Origin of the sequence: Enterobacter sp. CCUG 70166, assembly GCF_020224095.1 — a bacterium.
In the GTDB taxonomy this organism is placed as follows: domain Bacteria; phylum Pseudomonadota; class Gammaproteobacteria; order Enterobacterales; family Enterobacteriaceae; genus Enterobacter; species Enterobacter intestinihominis.
On sequence record NZ_NRIQ01000008.1, the window covers coordinates 40,205 to 56,952 of the forward strand.

The window sequence follows — 16,748 nt, forward strand, 5'->3', positions numbered from 1 at the left end:
ATTCAGACTACTTCGATTATTGCGCGGCATTTTTTGCATAAAAAAACCCGGAGACGAGCTCCGGGTTGATGTTATTGCAGAGAGTTAACTCATTCCATCCATTCGGTATGGAAGACACCCTCTTTATCCGTACGCTTGTAGGTATGCGCACCGAAGTAGTCACGCTGCGCCTGAATCAGATTGGCAGGCAGCACGGCAGCACGATAGCTATCGTAGTATGCCACCGCAGCGGAGAAGGTTGGAACCGGAATACCGTTCTGTACTGCGTAAGCGACCACGTCACGCAGCGCCTGATGGTACTCGTCCGCAATCTTTTTGAAGTACGGTGCCAGCAGAAGGTTGGCGATACCGGCGTTTTCAGCATAGGCATCGGTGATTTTCTGCAGGAACTGTGCACGAATGATGCAACCCGCGCGGAAGATCTTCGCGATTTCTCCGTAGTTAAGATCCCAGTTATTCTCGTCTGACGCCGCACGCAGCTGAGAGAAGCCCTGCGCGTAAGAAACGATTTTACCCAGGTAAAGTGCACGACGCACTTTCTCAACGAACTCAGCTTTGTCACCGGCTGGTTTAGCCTGAGGGCCAGACAGCACTTTAGATGCCGCGACGCGTTGCTCTTTCAGAGAAGAGATGTAACGCGCAAAGACAGATTCGGTGATCAGAGACAGCGGTTCGCCCAGATCCAGAGAACTCTGGCTGGTCCATTTACCGGTACCTTTGTTCGCAGCTTCATCCAGAATCACATCAACCAGGTATTTACCCTCTTCATCTTTTTTAGTGAAGATATCTTTGGTGATGTCGATCAGGTAGCTGTTCAGCTCGCCTTTATTCCACTCGGTAAAGGTTTCAGCCAGCTCTTCGTTAGAGAGATTCAGGCCGCCTTTCAGCAGGGAGTATGCCTCTGCAATCAGCTGCATATCGCCGTATTCGATGCCGTTGTGCACCATTTTCACATAGTGACCAGCACCATCCGGACCGATATAGGTCACACACGGCTCGCCATCTTCAGCAACGGCTGCAATTTTAGTCAGAATTGGCGCAACCAGCTCGTACGCTTCTTTCTGGCCGCCAGGCATGATGGATGGACCTTTCAGAGCACCCTCTTCACCACCGGAAACACCGGTACCAATGAAGTTGAAGCCTTCAGCAGACAGCTCACGGTTACGACGAATGGTGTCCTGGAAGAAGGTGTTACCGCCATCAATGATGATGTCACCTTTTTCGAGGTAAGGCTTCAGAGAGTCGATAGCTGCATCGGTTCCTGCACCCGCTTTCACCATTAACAGGATACGACGAGGCGTTTCCAGAGACTCAACGAACTCTTTCACCGTATAGAAAGGAACCAGTTTCTTGCCTGGGTTCTCGGCAATCACTTCTTCAGTTTTATCACGGGAGCGGTTGAAAACGGAGACGGTATAACCACGGCTTTCGATGTTGAGCGCCAGGTTGCGCCCCATCACTGCCATACCGACAACGCCGATCTGTTGCTTGGACATTACATACTCCTGTCAGGTGTGGTCACTGTCGGGTAACCCCGACAGATATAATTTGCAAGAATCTTAACTCATAAATCAGGGACAGAGGTAGGCATTTGTGGCCTTGATCACGCAAGACGACAGAAAACTGGATATATTAAATCCCTATAAAGCATGTAGGTATATTTTATTTATAAATGAGCTAAATCACAACAGATAACAAACTCTATTATTTATTATGTTTTTTATTAATTGCTTTTTGATAAAGTTCAACCGTTTTATTATACATTGCATTGAATGAGAAGTTTTCAAGGAACAATTCATTTCCTGACTTGCCTAATTCAACACGTAAAGCCCTATCACTAATTAAGTCAGCGAGTCTGCTTTTAATGGCATCAATATCTGCACGAGGAACGAGATATCCCGTTTTGCCATCAATGACAGATTCAGAAACACCACCAACGTCTGATGCTAAAACAGGCAAGCCTGCACGCATAGCCTCGAGAATACTGATAGGAAAACCTTCCCAGTTAGAAATTAACAGGAAAATATCACTGTCTGCCAGTAAGGCATCAATATCTAAACGTTCGCCTGTAAACAGTACATTTTCGCTAATTCCAAGATCCTGTGAAAGCTGTTTCATCTCATCTAACCTGGGGCCTTTTCCTACCAGCGTTAACGCCCAGTTTCTTGTTTCTAATCGACTCAACGCTTTCAATAAGCTTTCATGATCTTTTTGTTCTGAAAAACGAGCTACCGAAATTAACTTCACTACGTCATGAGTATGGTAAACATGAGGAGCAACACTTTTTAACGGAACGCCATTATGGATTACCGTTTGCTGACTGGCAGACGCAACGTTATGTTCGATTGCAAGTTGTTTATCCTGAGCAGAGACTGTGATTATTTCATCAGTAATTTTACTGAATAATCGTTCAATAGCAATGTACAAGCGACGTTTCTTATCATTAACACCATTTGCGAATGACCAACCGTGTACGGTGAAAACAACAGGAATATTCAGGAAAAGAGCGGCCAATCTCCCTACAATTCCAGCTTTAGAAGAATGAAGCGCAATAACATCCGGGGAAAATTTTTTTATAATTTTGCGTATAATTAAAGCACATTTAATATCTTTATAAGGCGATATTTCCCTTACCAGCTCAGGGATAATATGAATCTTCACATTTAATGCGCGAACTTCATCAACCAGAGCGCCTTGCTCTCCAACGATTAACTCAACTTGATGACCATCCTTTACTAAACCAGATGTCATATCACGCAAATGAGTCTGAGCCCCACCGATTTCATTCGCGCGTGTAATTATATAAAGAATTTTCATAGTTTTTGAAACAGTCCGATAAATATATCGTTACTAACGCTCATTAACTTGCAACGAGACAGCCACACCTGATATTAATGTCTTTTGAATGGTCCAAATCTTCCAGAAAGACCATCAGAAATACCGTAAAAGATCATCATCAACGTTTTCTTTTTTTCTTTATTAAGAATTAAAGATATTGCAGCACGAGCAAAATTAAGGAAAACCTCACGAATCTTATAACCCACTGGGATATATGGCTTTCTGATCATAAAGAAGCTATTTCTGACCAAAAAGTAACGTCGCATCGGGCTATGAACAGATATTTTACGTCCTAACAGATTCAGCCTTGAATCACCAATCGTATGAGCCATTGACGCCTGATTAGTCATTGCAACGCGATACCCAAAATTTTTAGCACGCAGGGCCCACTCCACGTCAATATAATCCACGAACAATGCTTCTTCCATTTTACCAACTTTCTCGTAAACTTCAGAAGAAAAGAAAGAGCCAGATGCAATAACGTAGGTAACATCTGTTATTACTTCTATTGGCGTTCGTTTAATAAATGGACCGATGTAATTAGTGCCCCAATAGAATTCGTTTGTGTGCGGATCATAAAAAGAAGGCCCCAAGATACCAACGTTGTACTGAGTGTAAATCTTACTCATGGCGCTGATGAAATTAGCACCTAACACACTGTCTTGATCAAGAAGTAATAAATATTCGGCACCGCAAGATATAGCATTTTGGATACCAATATTTTGCGCATGCGAAAGACCCATATTCTCGGGCAAGTTGATCAGGACGAAATTAAATTTTTCTGCTAAATTTTTTATCTCTTCGTAATTTCGAGAGCCGTTATCTATTATAACAGCACTGTCTATTTGGCCTTGCAAAGAAAGAAATTGCTTTTCTAAGCAAAGTATATCAGGGTTAAATGTCACAGTTACAGAACTAATCACGACCTATCACCTATTAATTTTTTTGTATTTTTCAACAATATCTTTTACTGCATTCAAATAACCATAGCCATTTTTTTTATCAGGTTCAAGATACGTACCCTCAGCCCATTCATTCCAAGCATTTATAAATAAAAATGGTACATTAGCAGCAATAGATTTTTTATAAAGTTTATCGAAATTATTTTTAAATACGTGCGGATTACTTCCTTTCATCACGAGTGATTTAGTTTTTTTCCTTGGCGTATTATCCCAATCAACGAATGCACCTGAATAATGTGTTTCACTAAAATCCTTTTCAAGGATTTTGTCCCAAATTGATTGATAAGATAATATCTGCTCAACGTAATTTGTTTTTAATTTTTCATTGGAAATACGTTTTATTCTTCCGATAACTTTTCGCAATATTGGTTTAAGTTTCCCCATATTGTGTTCAAAAGTACACATTGGTTCAAAATTTAACTCGGCATCAAAATCTAGCTTACGATGATCTTGAGCGAATGAGGTAAGTGTTGACACAAAATGTATATCACCGAAAGACGTTTCTTTTGCCAGTTTCCGCCAATACTGAATCCATGCATTACACTTTTCAAAGCTAGCAGAACGATATAACAGAAATACAGGCTTACCATTATGTTTAATGTATCTTTCGTCTTCAAAAAATGGCTTGAGATAGTTAAAGTGATTTAACCAGTCTGATTCATCACCATAACTTTGGGGCATGATAACATCTCGATGACTACCATCCCAACTACGCGTCCATGGTTCGTTAGCCCATGAAAAAAGGAACGGGAGATGTATATCTTTGTTCTTCAGTAAAAGTTCAGCTGGTTTGTCCAGTAAACGCTTGCCATTAAACCAGTAATGATAGAAACAAAAACCATTAATATTATGCTTTTTTGCAAGTTCCGATTGCCATTTTAATGTTTCTACATCAAGCAAATTATAATAATAATCATTCAGAGGTTCTCTGGGCTGGTTATGATTTTTAAAAAGAGGCGTAGCCTTTTTAACATTGACCCATTCGGTAAAACCTTCTCCCCACCATTTATTATTTTCTTCGATCTCATGAAATTGCGGAAGATAAAATGCTAATGTTTTCAAAAATTACTCCTTATATTTCTATAACAAACTACAAAAAAATGAACTGATAACGAAATCAGGAAATAATCCCAAAAGAAGGATAACTGCACCGGCAAAAATTGATGAGAAAAGAAAATAACAATCAAAGCAAACAGGGAGTTGAAGTTAAGGAATGAGTTCTTATTGATAATGCAATTGTGATTTCTCGATACAATATATCCAAACAGCATACTGAGTACAGCTAACCCTAAACTACCGAAATAAAGAAAGGGTAATAACAAGGATGTATAAAAAGCATTAAAATAACCACCACTGCCCAGCAGAACGAAATTTTGTACTTTTGTGAAGAAAGCGCTTTGGTCGTAAAACTTAGCGCCAAGTATACCTAAGAATGAAAATGGACTCGAAAGCTCATACAAAGTATCAGTATCACCGCTATCAATTGCATGAGTAAAAAGTGAGTAACCTGCAATCGCATAATTGCGAGTATTAATCAGGCTTTGACTTAAGTCGCTATCACCTCTAAAAGTGAATATAGCTAATAACAAAATCAAAAATACAGCCAGAGCAAAAACAACCTTCTTCAAGGTCATTTTGCTATCATAGCAATATAATATTAATATTGCTGCCAGCACCGGGGCGAAAACATAGTATCTTGAAATCAAGATACTTTCTTTTCCAATCAACATTAAAAATGATAAAAATAAGATTGCAGATTTATTTTTATTAATCTTCAAATACAAACCATAACTAATACCAAAAAGCGGCACCAGGGTTGCAAATACAAATAAATAAGCAGCAAATGCTCCAAAGTATTCTTTTATTGATTGATCTTTAAATAAACTTTCTCTGTATTCTGCGAACGAAATACCACTCGCCATTATATTTTTAAACAAAAACACTAAATAAATCAATATGAAGAAGTTGATTGCAAGTAAAATTTTTACCTGCAAGGAAGCATTAAAGAGCGATTGATTATTTATTAGATTATCTTGCTGACGAAATCTTGTTGTTTTATTACCTATATAGCATCCTAAGAAAAAATATAAATAAGCAACAATTAGGATCATCAAACCAGAATCAAATGTGATGTAGAGGCTACTTTGTGAAACCCATAATACTAATGCAAAGACAACATACAGGCATAAATAAACAGATGGATTTCTAGGTCTTCGTTTAATCATCTTGAATTCTTTTCGCTATTAAAACTCACCAGGACAAAAATAGCCGAAACAATTATTTCTGTAATAATCACGCTAATTGTCACGCCATATGTTGGATTCAGATGCATTAATAGTATAGAAACTATAATATGCATAAAACTCACAGCAAGATATGTTTTCCTGACAATTTTTGTGAAATGATTAGGTATTAACCACCATTGTCCATATACAACGCCCACTGAAACGATAAATGGCAAAGGAGACATCATCAACAATATCATCGAAGATATTCGATATTCCGCACTATAATAATAAAGTGATACAGGGTATCCTATGACAGCCATTGCGATCGATATTAACAATCCGAACGCAATAAACTTCTTACCATACAAGTTCCAGATTTCATTTAGTGTTTTTCCTTCACTAATCAATGAACTGACTCTTGGGAACATCGCTTGCTGAACGGGACTCATCAAACCTTGCGCTGCAGTTCGGATTTTATCTGCTGCTGAGAAATAACCTGCCAGCGTCGGACCACCAAAATATCCAATGATTAATATATTTAAAGTTGTATAAAAACTTATAGTTATATTAGATACAAAAAGGTCAAATCCCTTAGATAAAACCGAATAGATTTCTTGTATTGATACTTGAGTAAATTTGGCCAATTTTTGTTTTTTTATAAAGAAACAAGCCAAAATACCTGAGATAAACATCCCTGATGATTGGCTTATAACGGCCATATTCATATCTTCAGGCGTTTTTACTAAAAGGAAAATCAGCGCAAGGGAGACAAATTTTGCAATGGTTGTACAAATTGCAATACCCTGCATTTTTTCAATCCCTTGAAATAACCATACAGGAAATAAAACTGTACCTATTACGGATATCATCCCCAACAGGATCAGATAAGGGTATACACTCGTACCATTAATAATTACATATAAAGCAAAAATACATGAAACTATCAGTAATAAAACTAACTTAGCAGCAGTTACTGCTGTATAAATAGAATCAATTTTGGATTGATTATTCTTATTAACTGAAATCAGTAACGTCGCACTAAAGTTAAAGCCATAATCAACAAAAATTATTATGTATTGTAGCCACGCCTGGACCATAGCTACAATTCCAAAATTTTCAGCCCCTAACACTCGCATTAAATATGGGAGGGTTAACAAAGGGAATAAATAATTTGAAGCCTGTACAAAAAATAGCAGTATAATGTTTTTTTTCACTGGTATGATACACTCAGTAATGTGAAAAAAGCCTGTATGCTATTTACAGGCCTGCGTAGGAATTAATAGTCTGAATCTTTAAATGCTTTACCAGCAAGATCTTTCGAAGACAAACTCGGTGAACAATCGGGGCTGACAGGCCATTCAATATTCAGTTCGCTGTCTGACCATAAGATTGAACGCTCATGTTCAGGAGAATAATAATTAGTTGTTTTATACACAAATTCTGCTGTATCGCTCAGAACATAAAATCCATGAGCAAATCCCTCAGGGATCCATAATTGCTTTTTATTTTCTGCAGATAAATGTACGCCAACCCATTTCCCATAATTGGGTGAGTCTTTACGAATATCGACAGCGACATCAAAAACTTCGCCGACGACACAACGGACTAATTTACCTTGAGCATAGGGCTGTAGTTGGTAGTGCAAACCACGAAGTACATTTTTGCTGGATTTAGAGTGATTATCCTGAATAAAATTAACTTCTTTACCAACAGCTTCGTTGAAAATTCGCTGATTGAAACTTTCCATAAAGAAACCACGATCATCACCAAAAACTTTCGGCTCAAAAATTAGCACATCGGGTATTTCTGTTTTAATGATATTCATTAATTAATAACCTTTAATCATTTTCAGTAAATATTGTCCATATTGGTTTTTTGACAACGGAGCAGCGAGTTTTTTAACCTGCTCATCATCAATAAATTCTTTGCGGTAAGCAATTTCTTCAGGACAAGCCACTTTCAGCCCCTGGCGTTCTTCAATGGTTGCAATGAAGTTACTCGCTTCAATCAGGCTCTGGTGAGTCCCTGTGTCAAGCCAGGCAAAGCCACGGCCCATCATAGCCACGGAAAGCTTTCCTTGCTCCATATAAATACGGTTAATATCCGTGATTTCCAGTTCACCACGTGCTGACGGTTTTAAATTCTTCGCCATCTCAACGACACTGTTATCGTAGAAATAGAGTCCCGTCACCGCATAATTACTCTTCGGTTCCAGCGGTTTTTCTTCGAGGCTGATGGCTGTACCATTTTTATCGAACTCGACAACGCCGTAGCGCTCAGGATCGTTTACATGATAGGCAAAGACCGTTGCACCATTTTCTTTATTAACCGCGGCATCCATCAATTTAGGAAGGTCGTGACCATAGAAAATATTATCCCCCAAAACCAGGGCACAATGATCGTTGCCAATGAATTCTTCGCCAATGATAAAGGCCTGGGCTAATCCATCCGGGCTTGGCTGAACTTTGTATTGGAGATTCAGCCCCCACTGGCTTCCATCACCCAGAAGTTGTTCAAAACGCGGTGTATCCTGCGGAGTACTAATAATTAAAATATCTCGAATACCTGCCAGCATCAGCGTTGAAAGCGGATAGTAAATCATCGGCTTATCATAAATAGGCAATAATTGTTTACTAACAGCCATGGTCACTGGATACAGACGAGTACCAGAGCCACCCGCCAGAATAATACCTTTACGCGTTTTCATTTCATCATCTCTATAGTCATAGGATGCCCATTCCCAGGCATCCCGATCATTATTAAATTGCTGTTGCTGTGAACCACTCAGTCAGCATACGCTTAACTCCCGCGTCCCACTGAGGCAGTACGAGGTTGAAATTCTGTTGTAACTTTAACGTATTGAGGCGGGAGTTTGCCGGACGTTTTGCAGGCGTAGGGTACGCGCTGGTCGGCACTCCATGAAGCTGCTTTAATGCCAGTTCAATTCCTGCTTTGCGCGCTTCATCAAATACCAGAGAGGCATAGTCGTACCAGGTTGTTGTACCACTGGCAACCAGATGATAAGTCCCTGCCACTTCAGGTTTATTCAGGGCAACCCGAATAGCATGAGCCGTACAGTCTGCTAATAACTCAGCACCCGTAGGGGCCCCAAATTGGTCGTTAATAACAGACAGCTCAGAACGCTCTTTTGCCAGTCGCAGCATAGTACGCGCAAAATTATTCCCTTTACCGGCATAAACCCAGCTAGTCCGGAAGATCAAATGGCGTGAACAATTTTCACTTAACGCTTTTTCACCAGCAAGTTTAGTCTCACCATACACATTAAGCGGCGCTGTGGCGTCCGTTTCAAGCCACGGCGTATCGCCATTACCCGGGAATACGTAATCAGTAGAGTAGTGAACAACCCAGGCCCCCAATTTTTGGGCCTCTTTGGCAATCGCCTCCACACTCGTGGCATTCAGCAACTGAGCAAATTCGGGTTCTGACTCGGCCTTATCGACGGCGGTATGCGCGGCCGCGTTGACGATGACATCAGGCTTAATGCGGCGCACCGTTTCTGCAATGCCTTCAGGGTTGCTGAAATCACCGCAATACTCCTGCGAATGGACGTCAATAGCAATCAAATTACCCAGCGGCGCAAGGGCACGTTGTAGCTCCCAACCCACCTGACCGGTTTTACCGAAGAGAAGAATATTCATCAAGCACGGTCTCCATAGTTTTCTTCAATCCAGGACTTGTAGCTACCGCTTTTTACGTTCTCTACCCATTGTGTGTTCGCCAAGTACCATTCTACGGTTTTGCGAATGCCACTTTCGAACGTTTCCTGAGGTTTCCAGACAAGTTCCTTACTAATTTTTTCTGCATCAATCGCGTAGCGACGATCGTGACCCGGACGGTCAGCAACATACGTTACCTGGTCACGATAGGAACCTTCCTTCGGCACAATTTCATCCAGCAGTGAGCAGATGGTATTTACCACATCAAGATTCTGCTTTTCATTGTGGCCGCCGATGTTATAGGTTTCACCTATCTTGCCCTGTGTCACTACGGTATATAATGCGCGGGCGTGATCTTCCACGTACAGCCAGTCACGAATTTGGTCTCCTTTACCGTAAACTGGCAGAGCTTTACCATCCAACGCATTGAGAATGACCAACGGGATAAGTTTTTCAGGGAAGTGGTAAGGACCGTAATTATTAGAACAGTTAGTCACAATAGTCGGGAAGCCGTAGGTACGCAGCCAGGCACGGACCAAATGGTCGCTGGAGGCTTTTGAAGCAGAATATGGACTGCTTGGCGCATAGGCGGTTTGTTCAGTAAACAGAGGGAGTTCAGAATCCTCTGTAACTTCATCCGGATGCGGAAGGTCGCCATAAACTTCATCTGTTGAGATATGGTGAAAGCGAAATGACGCTTTTTTATCAGCAGTTAACTCAGCCCAGTATTTACGGCTGGCTTCCAGCAGAACATAAGTGCCAACAATGTTAGTCTCGATAAAAGCTGCCGGGCCGGTAATTGAGCGATCAACGTGGCTCTCGGCGGCCAGATGCATCACAGCATCCGGCTGGTGCTCTGCAAAAATACGCGCCATGGCGTCGCTGTCGCAGATATCAGCATGTTCAAAATGATAGCGATTGCTGAGTGAGACACCAGCCAGCGATTCAAGATTTCCTGCATAAGTCAGTTTATCAACGTTAATAACAGAGTCTTGCGTATCATTAATAATGTGTCGTACCACTGCAGACCCAATAAAGCCTGCTCCACCAGTGACCAGAATTTTCACGTTTATTTCGCTCTTAATGTTTTCAGGAACAATGAATTATATTCCGTCGCCCCGATAACTATCGAAAAGTATCCGGGGCGGAGAAAATGACAATCTGCTATTTTAACTTGCCTTTTCATTCCAAAGTAAATCGCAGATACCATCCGTAGGATTGAACGCAGCAGGTGCTTGCAAGAGTATCTCACGCACACGTTCATAGTCGAATTCGCAGCAGGCTTTGTCGAGATCGTTGAGAATCATACTCATCTCACTCCAAGGCAACATCACTTCGTTAGCAGTCCTGATACGCGGGTGCTGTGTTGCAGAGACATTGTCGCCGATAAGCAACTCTTCATATAGTTTCTCACCTGGACGCAGACCCGTCGTTTTTATCGTAATATCACCATAGGGGTTTTTATCATCACGAACGGTTAGCCCTTGCAGCGTAATCATGCGGTGTGCAAGATCGATAATCCTGACGGGTTCCCCCATATCCAGAACAAAAACATCGCCGCCCGTGCCCATGGCTCCCGCCTGGATCACCAATTGAGCCGCTTCAGGAATGGTCATAAAGTAACGAGTGATGTCTTCGTGAGTCAACGTCACCGGGCCACCTGCAGCAATCTGTTTTTCAAATAACGGCACAACTGAGCCTGATGAGCCTAACACGTTGCCGAAACGAACCATACTGAAGCAGGTTTTACTGGATTCCTTCGCCAGCGCTTGCAGCACCAGCTCCGCCATGCGCTTGGTCGCCCCCATGGTGTTGGTAGGGCGAACGGCTTTATCAGTCGAAATCAGAACAAAGTTTTCAACACCGCAACTTGCCGCAGCCTGAGCGCAGCTCAACGTACCAAAGATATTATTGCGCACGCCATCAAGTACGTTGAACTCGACAAGCGGTACATGCTTGTACGCCGCAGCATGATAAATTGTGTCGACGTTGAATGCTCTGATTAACCTTTCGAGATGCTCTTTATCCTGAACGTTTCCGAGGATCGGAAAGATTTTAACCTTAAAATCCTGACCCAGATTCAGGTTACGCAGTTCGGAATCAATGGAATAGAGGGAGAATTCGGACAGTTCGAACAGAATAAGCTGGTTTGGCTTATTTTTAATTATCTGTCGACATAGTTCAGACCCTATAGACCCCCCTGCCCCGGTAACCATCACTGTTTTCCCGTTGATATTACGCGATATCAGTTCCGGAATGGGTGAGACAGGATCGCGGCCCAGCAGGTCTGTAATAACGACTTTACGTAAGGAATCAATACTTGCCTTCCCCTCCACCAAATCGACCATTCCCGGGATGGAGAGCACTTCGCACGGCAGACCTTCCAGTGTTTTAATGACTTCGTTCTTTCTTGCCCGGCTTGCGCTTGGCATGGCCAGCAGAATTTTCTTCGCTTCGTATTTCTCAACCAGCCAGGGCAGTTTTTCTGGCGCAAAAACGCTTACCCCGTGAATCACCTGACCTTGCAGGGCACGGTTATCATCGACAAAAGCAACGGGGTAATATTCGTCCATCTGGCTCAGCGCAGGCAGTAATTGACGACCGGATGCACCTGCACCATAAATAACTACCCGAGTGCCCAGATTCAACCCACGATTCACCAACATTCTCATCCCAAGCCGTGATCCGGCAATAAACAGTAGACCGAATGAGAAATAGATAAAAGGAATCGTCCTCGGCAAATAGAGGTTGGTATAGAACGCTGCGATAATAAGTAAAATGGACGATATGACCATCCCCATCGTTACGACCAATAATATCTTGGCAGTAATATAACGAATTACTGCCCGATACAGTCCTAATTTAACAAATATTGCCAGAGTAACTAAAATAATTGAGAAAATAAAAAGCCAATGCTCCGTACTATATAATGGAGTCATTGAATCAATACGCACCCAAAATGCAAACCAAAATGCGCACAACAGAAGCACAACATCTATAGAGAGTGTGATAATACGTTTTATTGGTCGTGGTAAAGATATTAAATAATTTAGCATACTAAAAACTGGTCGCCTCACTAAAGCTTGCATTCAGTTTATAAAATAGTACCAGCAGGACACACTGAGTAATCGTCTACTTTAGTATTATAACCGCCCACTGTCCCCGCCTGGAGAAACGCTGCTTTCCCAATCACAGCGCTGCCCGCAAGATGGACACCAACACCTAAATGAGCGAAATCACCAAGAATGGCATCGTGATCTATTGTCGAGTGGCTATTCACAATCGTCGCCAAACCTAATTTTGCGTTGGCACCCACTACAGCTCCCGCTAACACAACAGTTCCCTCAGCAAGGGTCGCCGATGGACTGACAAATGCAAAGGGATGTATAAGCGTTACAGGATGAATACCTAAGCCGAGCAGTTGCTGATAGAGCTGCTCTCTGACTTTATTGTTTCCGATGCCAATAGCGACATGACTGACCTTACCAATATGTAACTGTAGTTCGGAAATTTTTCCAATAATCAGCTGATTAATTTCCTGGCAGGCAGAGGTATTATCGTCGAGGAAAACGATATCCTTATATCCCAGCAGTCTCGCTGTCTCGTACAGCGTACGGCCATGACCACCCGCGCCCAAAATCAATAAGTCATGCATTGACGTTGCTCTCTTTGTCTTTAACTCCTGCACCACATTTCAGTGCAACAACGAGAAGCGGGAACCAGGCGATGAGCAGCCCCACAACACCATCAATTTTGCCTGAGGCAATAAAAAAGGCGAAGGGGAAAAGCCACAGCAGATTGACGGCAATTGCCAATGATGTCACCGGAACGTGGCTGCCATATTTTCTTGCGAGGATTTGGTAGCCATGGCTGGCATGTGCTTCATAGACCTTTTTACCTGCTACGAGCCTCCTCAATAACGTTGTCGTGGCATCGACGATAAATACGCCCAGCAGACATAATTCTGCAATAAAGAAATGCGTATCTGCTTTCGCAATATGGAGAATCATCAGTCCAAGAGTTATCCCCAGGAAACCACTCCCGGCATCCCCCATGAAGATTTTTGCTCTCGGGAAATTCCAGACAATAAAACCGGCGGCGGCACCGATTAGGGCAAGCGTCAGCGGATAAATACTTCCAGGCGCGTCCGTGTACTGGTTTACAACAATCAACATTGCGCTACATGCGGCGAATGTTATTGCTTCAGCGCTGGCTAAGCCATTAATCCCATCCATAAAATTATATAAGTTCAGCATCCAGACCAGATATACACAGCCGAGAATCATACCAATCCAGGATAAAGAAAGATCGTAACCAAACAGCGTAATTACAGGGAAGGATCCCAGGAAATAAATGCCAATTGCTGCTGCCAGGAAATGCATTAATAGACGCCATCGCGCCGCAATATGACCATGATCATCAAGAAAACCAATGATGGCGACAATTACACCTGGAACAAATAAACCCAGGAAGCTGTCGAACGTAAGCGTATGGTTAAAATAAAATCCTACCAAAGCGACCAGGAGCGTCAGGACGATCGCTACTCCTCCACCTCGTGGGGTGGGCACAGAATGAGAGCTTCGCTGGTTTGGGCGATCAATAACATTATGCTTTATTGCATACCCCCGCAATCCCCAAGTCAATGCGCAGGAGGCTAAAAAAGCGAATATCACAATCCCATAATTCGTCATTATTTATTACCTTCGATATAATATTTCGCCGTTTTTTTCATCGTTTCATAAAGCGTTATCGGGGGCGTCCAGTTTAAATGCTCCCGGGATTTAGAGGCATCGACTTCCAGATCGCCAAACAGCTGATCGTAAATTCCTCGTTTACCAACAGAAGAAAGCAACAACCTGAAGATACCCGTTGGGAAAGAGACCAGTTTCGCTTTAATGCCCATTCCTGAAGCAAAGGCATTAATCATATCTGCTGTAGAAGGTCGTTCCACATCTGCGAGTAAATAGAGTTGATTTTTGGATTTCTCATTTACCACGCATTCGTTGATGAAACTGACGACATTATCCAGAGACACCAGCGCTCGCTTGTTCCTGACATTTTTAAATGGCAACGGTAGGTTTTTAGAAACCAGTTTTAAAAGGCGCTGTATATTACCCGGTGCATTTTCACCACAAATCAATGCCGGGCGAACAATAGTGATCGCCATATCACTTTCTGCAAATTGATTAAGCAGACTCTGCTCGGCTTCTCGCTTGGAAATGGCGTAATCAGAGGTGGGTTGTGGCTCCGAGGCTTCAGTAAATGGGATCCCTGAGGTGGCATTACCGTTAACGCCGATTGAGCTTACAAAGATAAAATGTTTAACTCCGCTGGTCGCAGCATCGCTCGCTAATTTCATCGTTGCGTCGTGATTGACACGGCGAAATTCCGCTAAAGCGTCCTGAGCATCATCATTAAGGATATGCGCCCTTCCTGCGGTATGAATGACAGTGTCGCATCCTTGCAGGAGATTTAACCAGTTGGTATTGGCTGAGATATCACCCAGGTTGTAAATGCCCTGTTCAGGGTTCTCCTGCTTGCGCGTTGTTAATATCACCTCGTGTCCTGATGACTTCAACGCCTGGACTAAAGCAGTTCCAAGAAACCCGGTCCCGCCCGTCACCATTACTTTCATTGACATCCCCTATCTGCTCAATCTGATATTTACGCACGCACGTAGTGCAGATTTGCGTGAAACTGTCTCGTTCACAACTGTTCGTTTAAAATTCAATTGTAAATGCCAGGCACGCTACCGCCCCTGGCTTAACAGCTACCAGTGCACTGAGCGATGTTTGATTAATGATTTTGCTTGTCTGGTTACAGACAAAAACAGGCGTTAATTGTCGTCCTAAACGACCAGAGAAACAAGCACAAATCGCTACAAAGCTGCTGAGATTTGAATCAGATAACCGTATGTAATCATTAAAATTAATAACAAAAAACGGCAGTTATCACTTTGGTAATGTCTCAACATCCCAAAATGGTAACTGCCGTTGTTCAGGCCTTGGCAGGACTATCAGTCGTTAGCCAGCAACTTCTCAATCCGGCTTCTGAACTTCGCCCCTTCCTTCAGATTACGCAGGCCATAGTTCACAAACGCCTGCATATACCCCATTTTCTTACCGCAGTCATAGCTATCGCCGGTCATCAGCATCGCATCAACCGACTGCTTCTTCGCCAGCTCAGCAATCGCATCGGTCAGCTGGATACGATCCCAGGCGCCCGGCTCAGTTTTTTCCAGCTCAGCCCAGATATCCGCATTCAGCACATAACGGCCAACTGCCATCAGGTCGGAGTCCAGGGTCTGCGGCTGATCGGGTTTTTCGATAAACTCAACGATACGGCTCACCTGCCCTTCCGTCTCCAGTGGCTCTTTAGTCTGAATTACAGAATACTCAGAGAGATCGCCCTTCATACGTTTCGCCAGCACCTGGCTACGGCCCGTTTCATTGAAACGTGCCACCATTGCCGCCAGGTTGTAACGCAGCGGATCGGCGGAAGCGGTATCAATAATGATGTCCGGCAGTACCACGATAAACGGGTTATCGCCTACGACCGGACGCGCGCACAGGATCGAGTGGCCCAGACCCAGCGGCTGCGCCTGACGCACGTTCATGATGGTCACGCCAGGAGGGCAGATAGACTGAACTTCCGCCAGAAGCTGACGCTTAACGCGCTGCTCAAGCAACGCTTCGAGTTCATAAGAGGTGTCGAAGTGGTTCTCTACCGCATTCTTCGAAGAGTGCGTCACCAGAACGATTTCTTTGATCCCTGCAGCAACAATCTCGTCGACGATGTACTGAATCATCGGCTTGTCAACGATCGGCAGCATCTCTTTAGGAATTGCCTTCGTGGCTGGCAACATATGCATGCCCAGACCCGCTACCGGTATGACTGCTTTCAAATTAATCATTATTTCTTCCACCTTAAAATGGTTGACGAATTATAGCTTTTAAACCTGTTTTCGCCAGCATGTTTTGCCGTAAATATGAAGTAATCCTAGGTCACCCCACCACAAATTACAGTAGTTGTAATCTGAATAG

At 42.9% G+C, this 16,748-nt stretch carries 15 protein-coding genes; all 15 read right to left on the reverse strand.

Annotated features, from left to right (window positions below):
* Window positions 1–89: 89 nt before the first annotated feature.
* Window positions 90–1,496, reverse strand: a complete 1,407-nt coding sequence (gene gndA / locus CKK19_RS04420) for an NADP-dependent phosphogluconate dehydrogenase (protein ID WP_063853284.1) — start codon at window positions 1,494–1,496, stop codon at window positions 90–92.
* A 208-nt stretch (window positions 1,497–1,704) separates the two neighbouring features.
* On the reverse strand, window positions 1,705–2,817 hold the full coding sequence (locus CKK19_RS04425; RefSeq protein WP_063853285.1) for a glycosyltransferase family 4 protein: 1,113 nt from the start codon (window positions 2,815–2,817) through the stop codon (window positions 1,705–1,707).
* Window positions 2,818–2,891: 74 nt separating this feature from the next.
* Entirely contained in the window at window positions 2,892–3,761 is an 870-nt protein-coding gene (locus tag CKK19_RS04430) for a rhamnosyltransferase (RefSeq protein ID WP_063853286.1), read from the reverse strand.
* A 6-nt stretch (window positions 3,762–3,767) separates the two neighbouring features.
* Entirely contained in the window at window positions 3,768–4,862 is a 1,095-nt protein-coding gene (locus CKK19_RS04435; RefSeq protein WP_063853287.1) for a glycoside hydrolase family 99-like domain-containing protein, read from the reverse strand.
* Window positions 4,859–6,025 carry an O-antigen polymerase gene (locus CKK19_RS04440; RefSeq protein WP_063853288.1) on the reverse strand — a complete coding sequence of 389 codons (1,167 nt, stop codon included), beginning with the start codon at window positions 6,023–6,025 and terminating at the stop codon, window positions 4,859–4,861. The genes CKK19_RS04435 and CKK19_RS04440 overlap by 4 nt, the downstream gene beginning before the upstream one ends.
* Complete coding sequence (locus CKK19_RS04445) at window positions 6,022–7,242, reverse strand: oligosaccharide flippase family protein (protein WP_063853289.1); 1,221 nt, start codon at window positions 7,240–7,242, stop codon at window positions 6,022–6,024. Before CKK19_RS04445 ends, CKK19_RS04440 begins: the two co-directional genes overlap by 4 nt.
* Window positions 7,243–7,304: 62 nt before the next feature.
* A complete protein-coding gene (gene rfbC, locus CKK19_RS04450) occupies window positions 7,305–7,853 on the reverse strand; it encodes a dTDP-4-dehydrorhamnose 3,5-epimerase (RefSeq protein WP_074174375.1) in 549 nt (182 codons plus the stop codon).
* A gap of 3 nt (window positions 7,854–7,856) precedes the next feature.
* On the reverse strand, window positions 7,857–8,735 hold the full coding sequence (rfbA, locus tag CKK19_RS04455) for a glucose-1-phosphate thymidylyltransferase RfbA (protein ID WP_063853290.1): 879 nt from the start codon (window positions 8,733–8,735) through the stop codon (window positions 7,857–7,859).
* A gap of 52 nt (window positions 8,736–8,787) precedes the next feature.
* Window positions 8,788–9,687: a dTDP-4-dehydrorhamnose reductase gene (gene rfbD, locus CKK19_RS04460; protein WP_063853291.1), complete on the reverse strand. Its 900-nt coding sequence runs from the start codon at window positions 9,685–9,687 to the stop codon at window positions 8,788–8,790.
* The gene (gene rfbB, locus CKK19_RS04465; RefSeq protein ID WP_225455034.1) at window positions 9,687–10,772 is read right to left on the reverse strand and encodes a dTDP-glucose 4,6-dehydratase; all 1,086 of its coding nucleotides are present in this window, start codon (window positions 10,770–10,772) and stop codon (window positions 9,687–9,689) included. Before rfbB ends, rfbD begins: the two co-directional genes overlap by 1 nt.
* Window positions 10,773–10,874: 102 nt before the next feature.
* Window positions 10,875–12,761: a polysaccharide biosynthesis protein gene (locus tag CKK19_RS04470; protein WP_163347862.1), complete on the reverse strand. Its 1,887-nt coding sequence runs from the start codon at window positions 12,759–12,761 to the stop codon at window positions 10,875–10,877.
* A gap of 38 nt (window positions 12,762–12,799) precedes the next feature.
* The gene (locus tag CKK19_RS04475; RefSeq protein ID WP_022648623.1) at window positions 12,800–13,360 is read right to left on the reverse strand and encodes a hypothetical protein; all 561 of its coding nucleotides are present in this window, start codon (window positions 13,358–13,360) and stop codon (window positions 12,800–12,802) included.
* Window positions 13,353–14,396, reverse strand: a complete 1,044-nt coding sequence (locus CKK19_RS04480) for an MraY family glycosyltransferase (RefSeq protein ID WP_063134482.1) — start codon at window positions 14,394–14,396, stop codon at window positions 13,353–13,355. Before CKK19_RS04480 ends, CKK19_RS04475 begins: the two co-directional genes overlap by 8 nt.
* Complete coding sequence (locus CKK19_RS04485) at window positions 14,396–15,340, reverse strand: NAD-dependent epimerase/dehydratase family protein (RefSeq protein WP_062932915.1); 945 nt, start codon at window positions 15,338–15,340, stop codon at window positions 14,396–14,398. Before CKK19_RS04485 ends, CKK19_RS04480 begins: the two co-directional genes overlap by 1 nt.
* A 381-nt stretch (window positions 15,341–15,721) precedes the next feature.
* The gene (galF, locus tag CKK19_RS04490) at window positions 15,722–16,618 is read right to left on the reverse strand and encodes a GalU regulator GalF (RefSeq protein WP_017383282.1); all 897 of its coding nucleotides are present in this window, start codon (window positions 16,616–16,618) and stop codon (window positions 15,722–15,724) included.
* Window positions 16,619–16,748 lie beyond the last annotated feature (130 nt).

Coding starts and splice junctions, on each gene's coding strand:
- gndA (WP_063853284.1), bottom strand. CDS start 1,496: ATGTCCAAGCAACAGATCGGCGTTGTCGGTATGGCAGTGATGGGGCGC.
- CKK19_RS04425 (WP_063853285.1), bottom strand. CDS start 2,817: ATGAAAATTCTTTATATAATTACACGCGCGAATGAAATCGGTGGGGCT.
- CKK19_RS04440 (WP_063853288.1), bottom strand. CDS start 6,025: ATGATTAAACGAAGACCTAGAAATCCATCTGTTTATTTATGCCTGTAT.
- rfbC (WP_074174375.1), bottom strand. CDS start 7,853: ATGAATATCATTAAAACAGAAATACCCGATGTGCTAATTTTTGAGCCG.
- rfbA (WP_063853290.1), bottom strand. CDS start 8,735: ATGAAAACGCGTAAAGGTATTATTCTGGCGGGTGGCTCTGGTACTCGT.
- rfbD (WP_063853291.1), bottom strand. CDS start 9,687: ATGAATATTCTTCTCTTCGGTAAAACCGGTCAGGTGGGTTGGGAGCTA.
- CKK19_RS04470 (WP_163347862.1), bottom strand. CDS start 12,761: ATGCTAAATTATTTAATATCTTTACCACGACCAATAAAACGTATTATC.
- CKK19_RS04475 (WP_022648623.1), bottom strand. CDS start 13,360: ATGCATGACTTATTGATTTTGGGCGCGGGTGGTCATGGCCGTACGCTG.
- CKK19_RS04480 (WP_063134482.1), bottom strand. CDS start 14,396: ATGACGAATTATGGGATTGTGATATTCGCTTTTTTAGCCTCCTGCGCA.
- CKK19_RS04485 (WP_062932915.1), bottom strand. CDS start 15,340: ATGAAAGTAATGGTGACGGGCGGGACCGGGTTTCTTGGAACTGCTTTA.
- galF (WP_017383282.1), bottom strand. CDS start 16,618: ATGATTAATTTGAAAGCAGTCATACCGGTAGCGGGTCTGGGCATGCAT.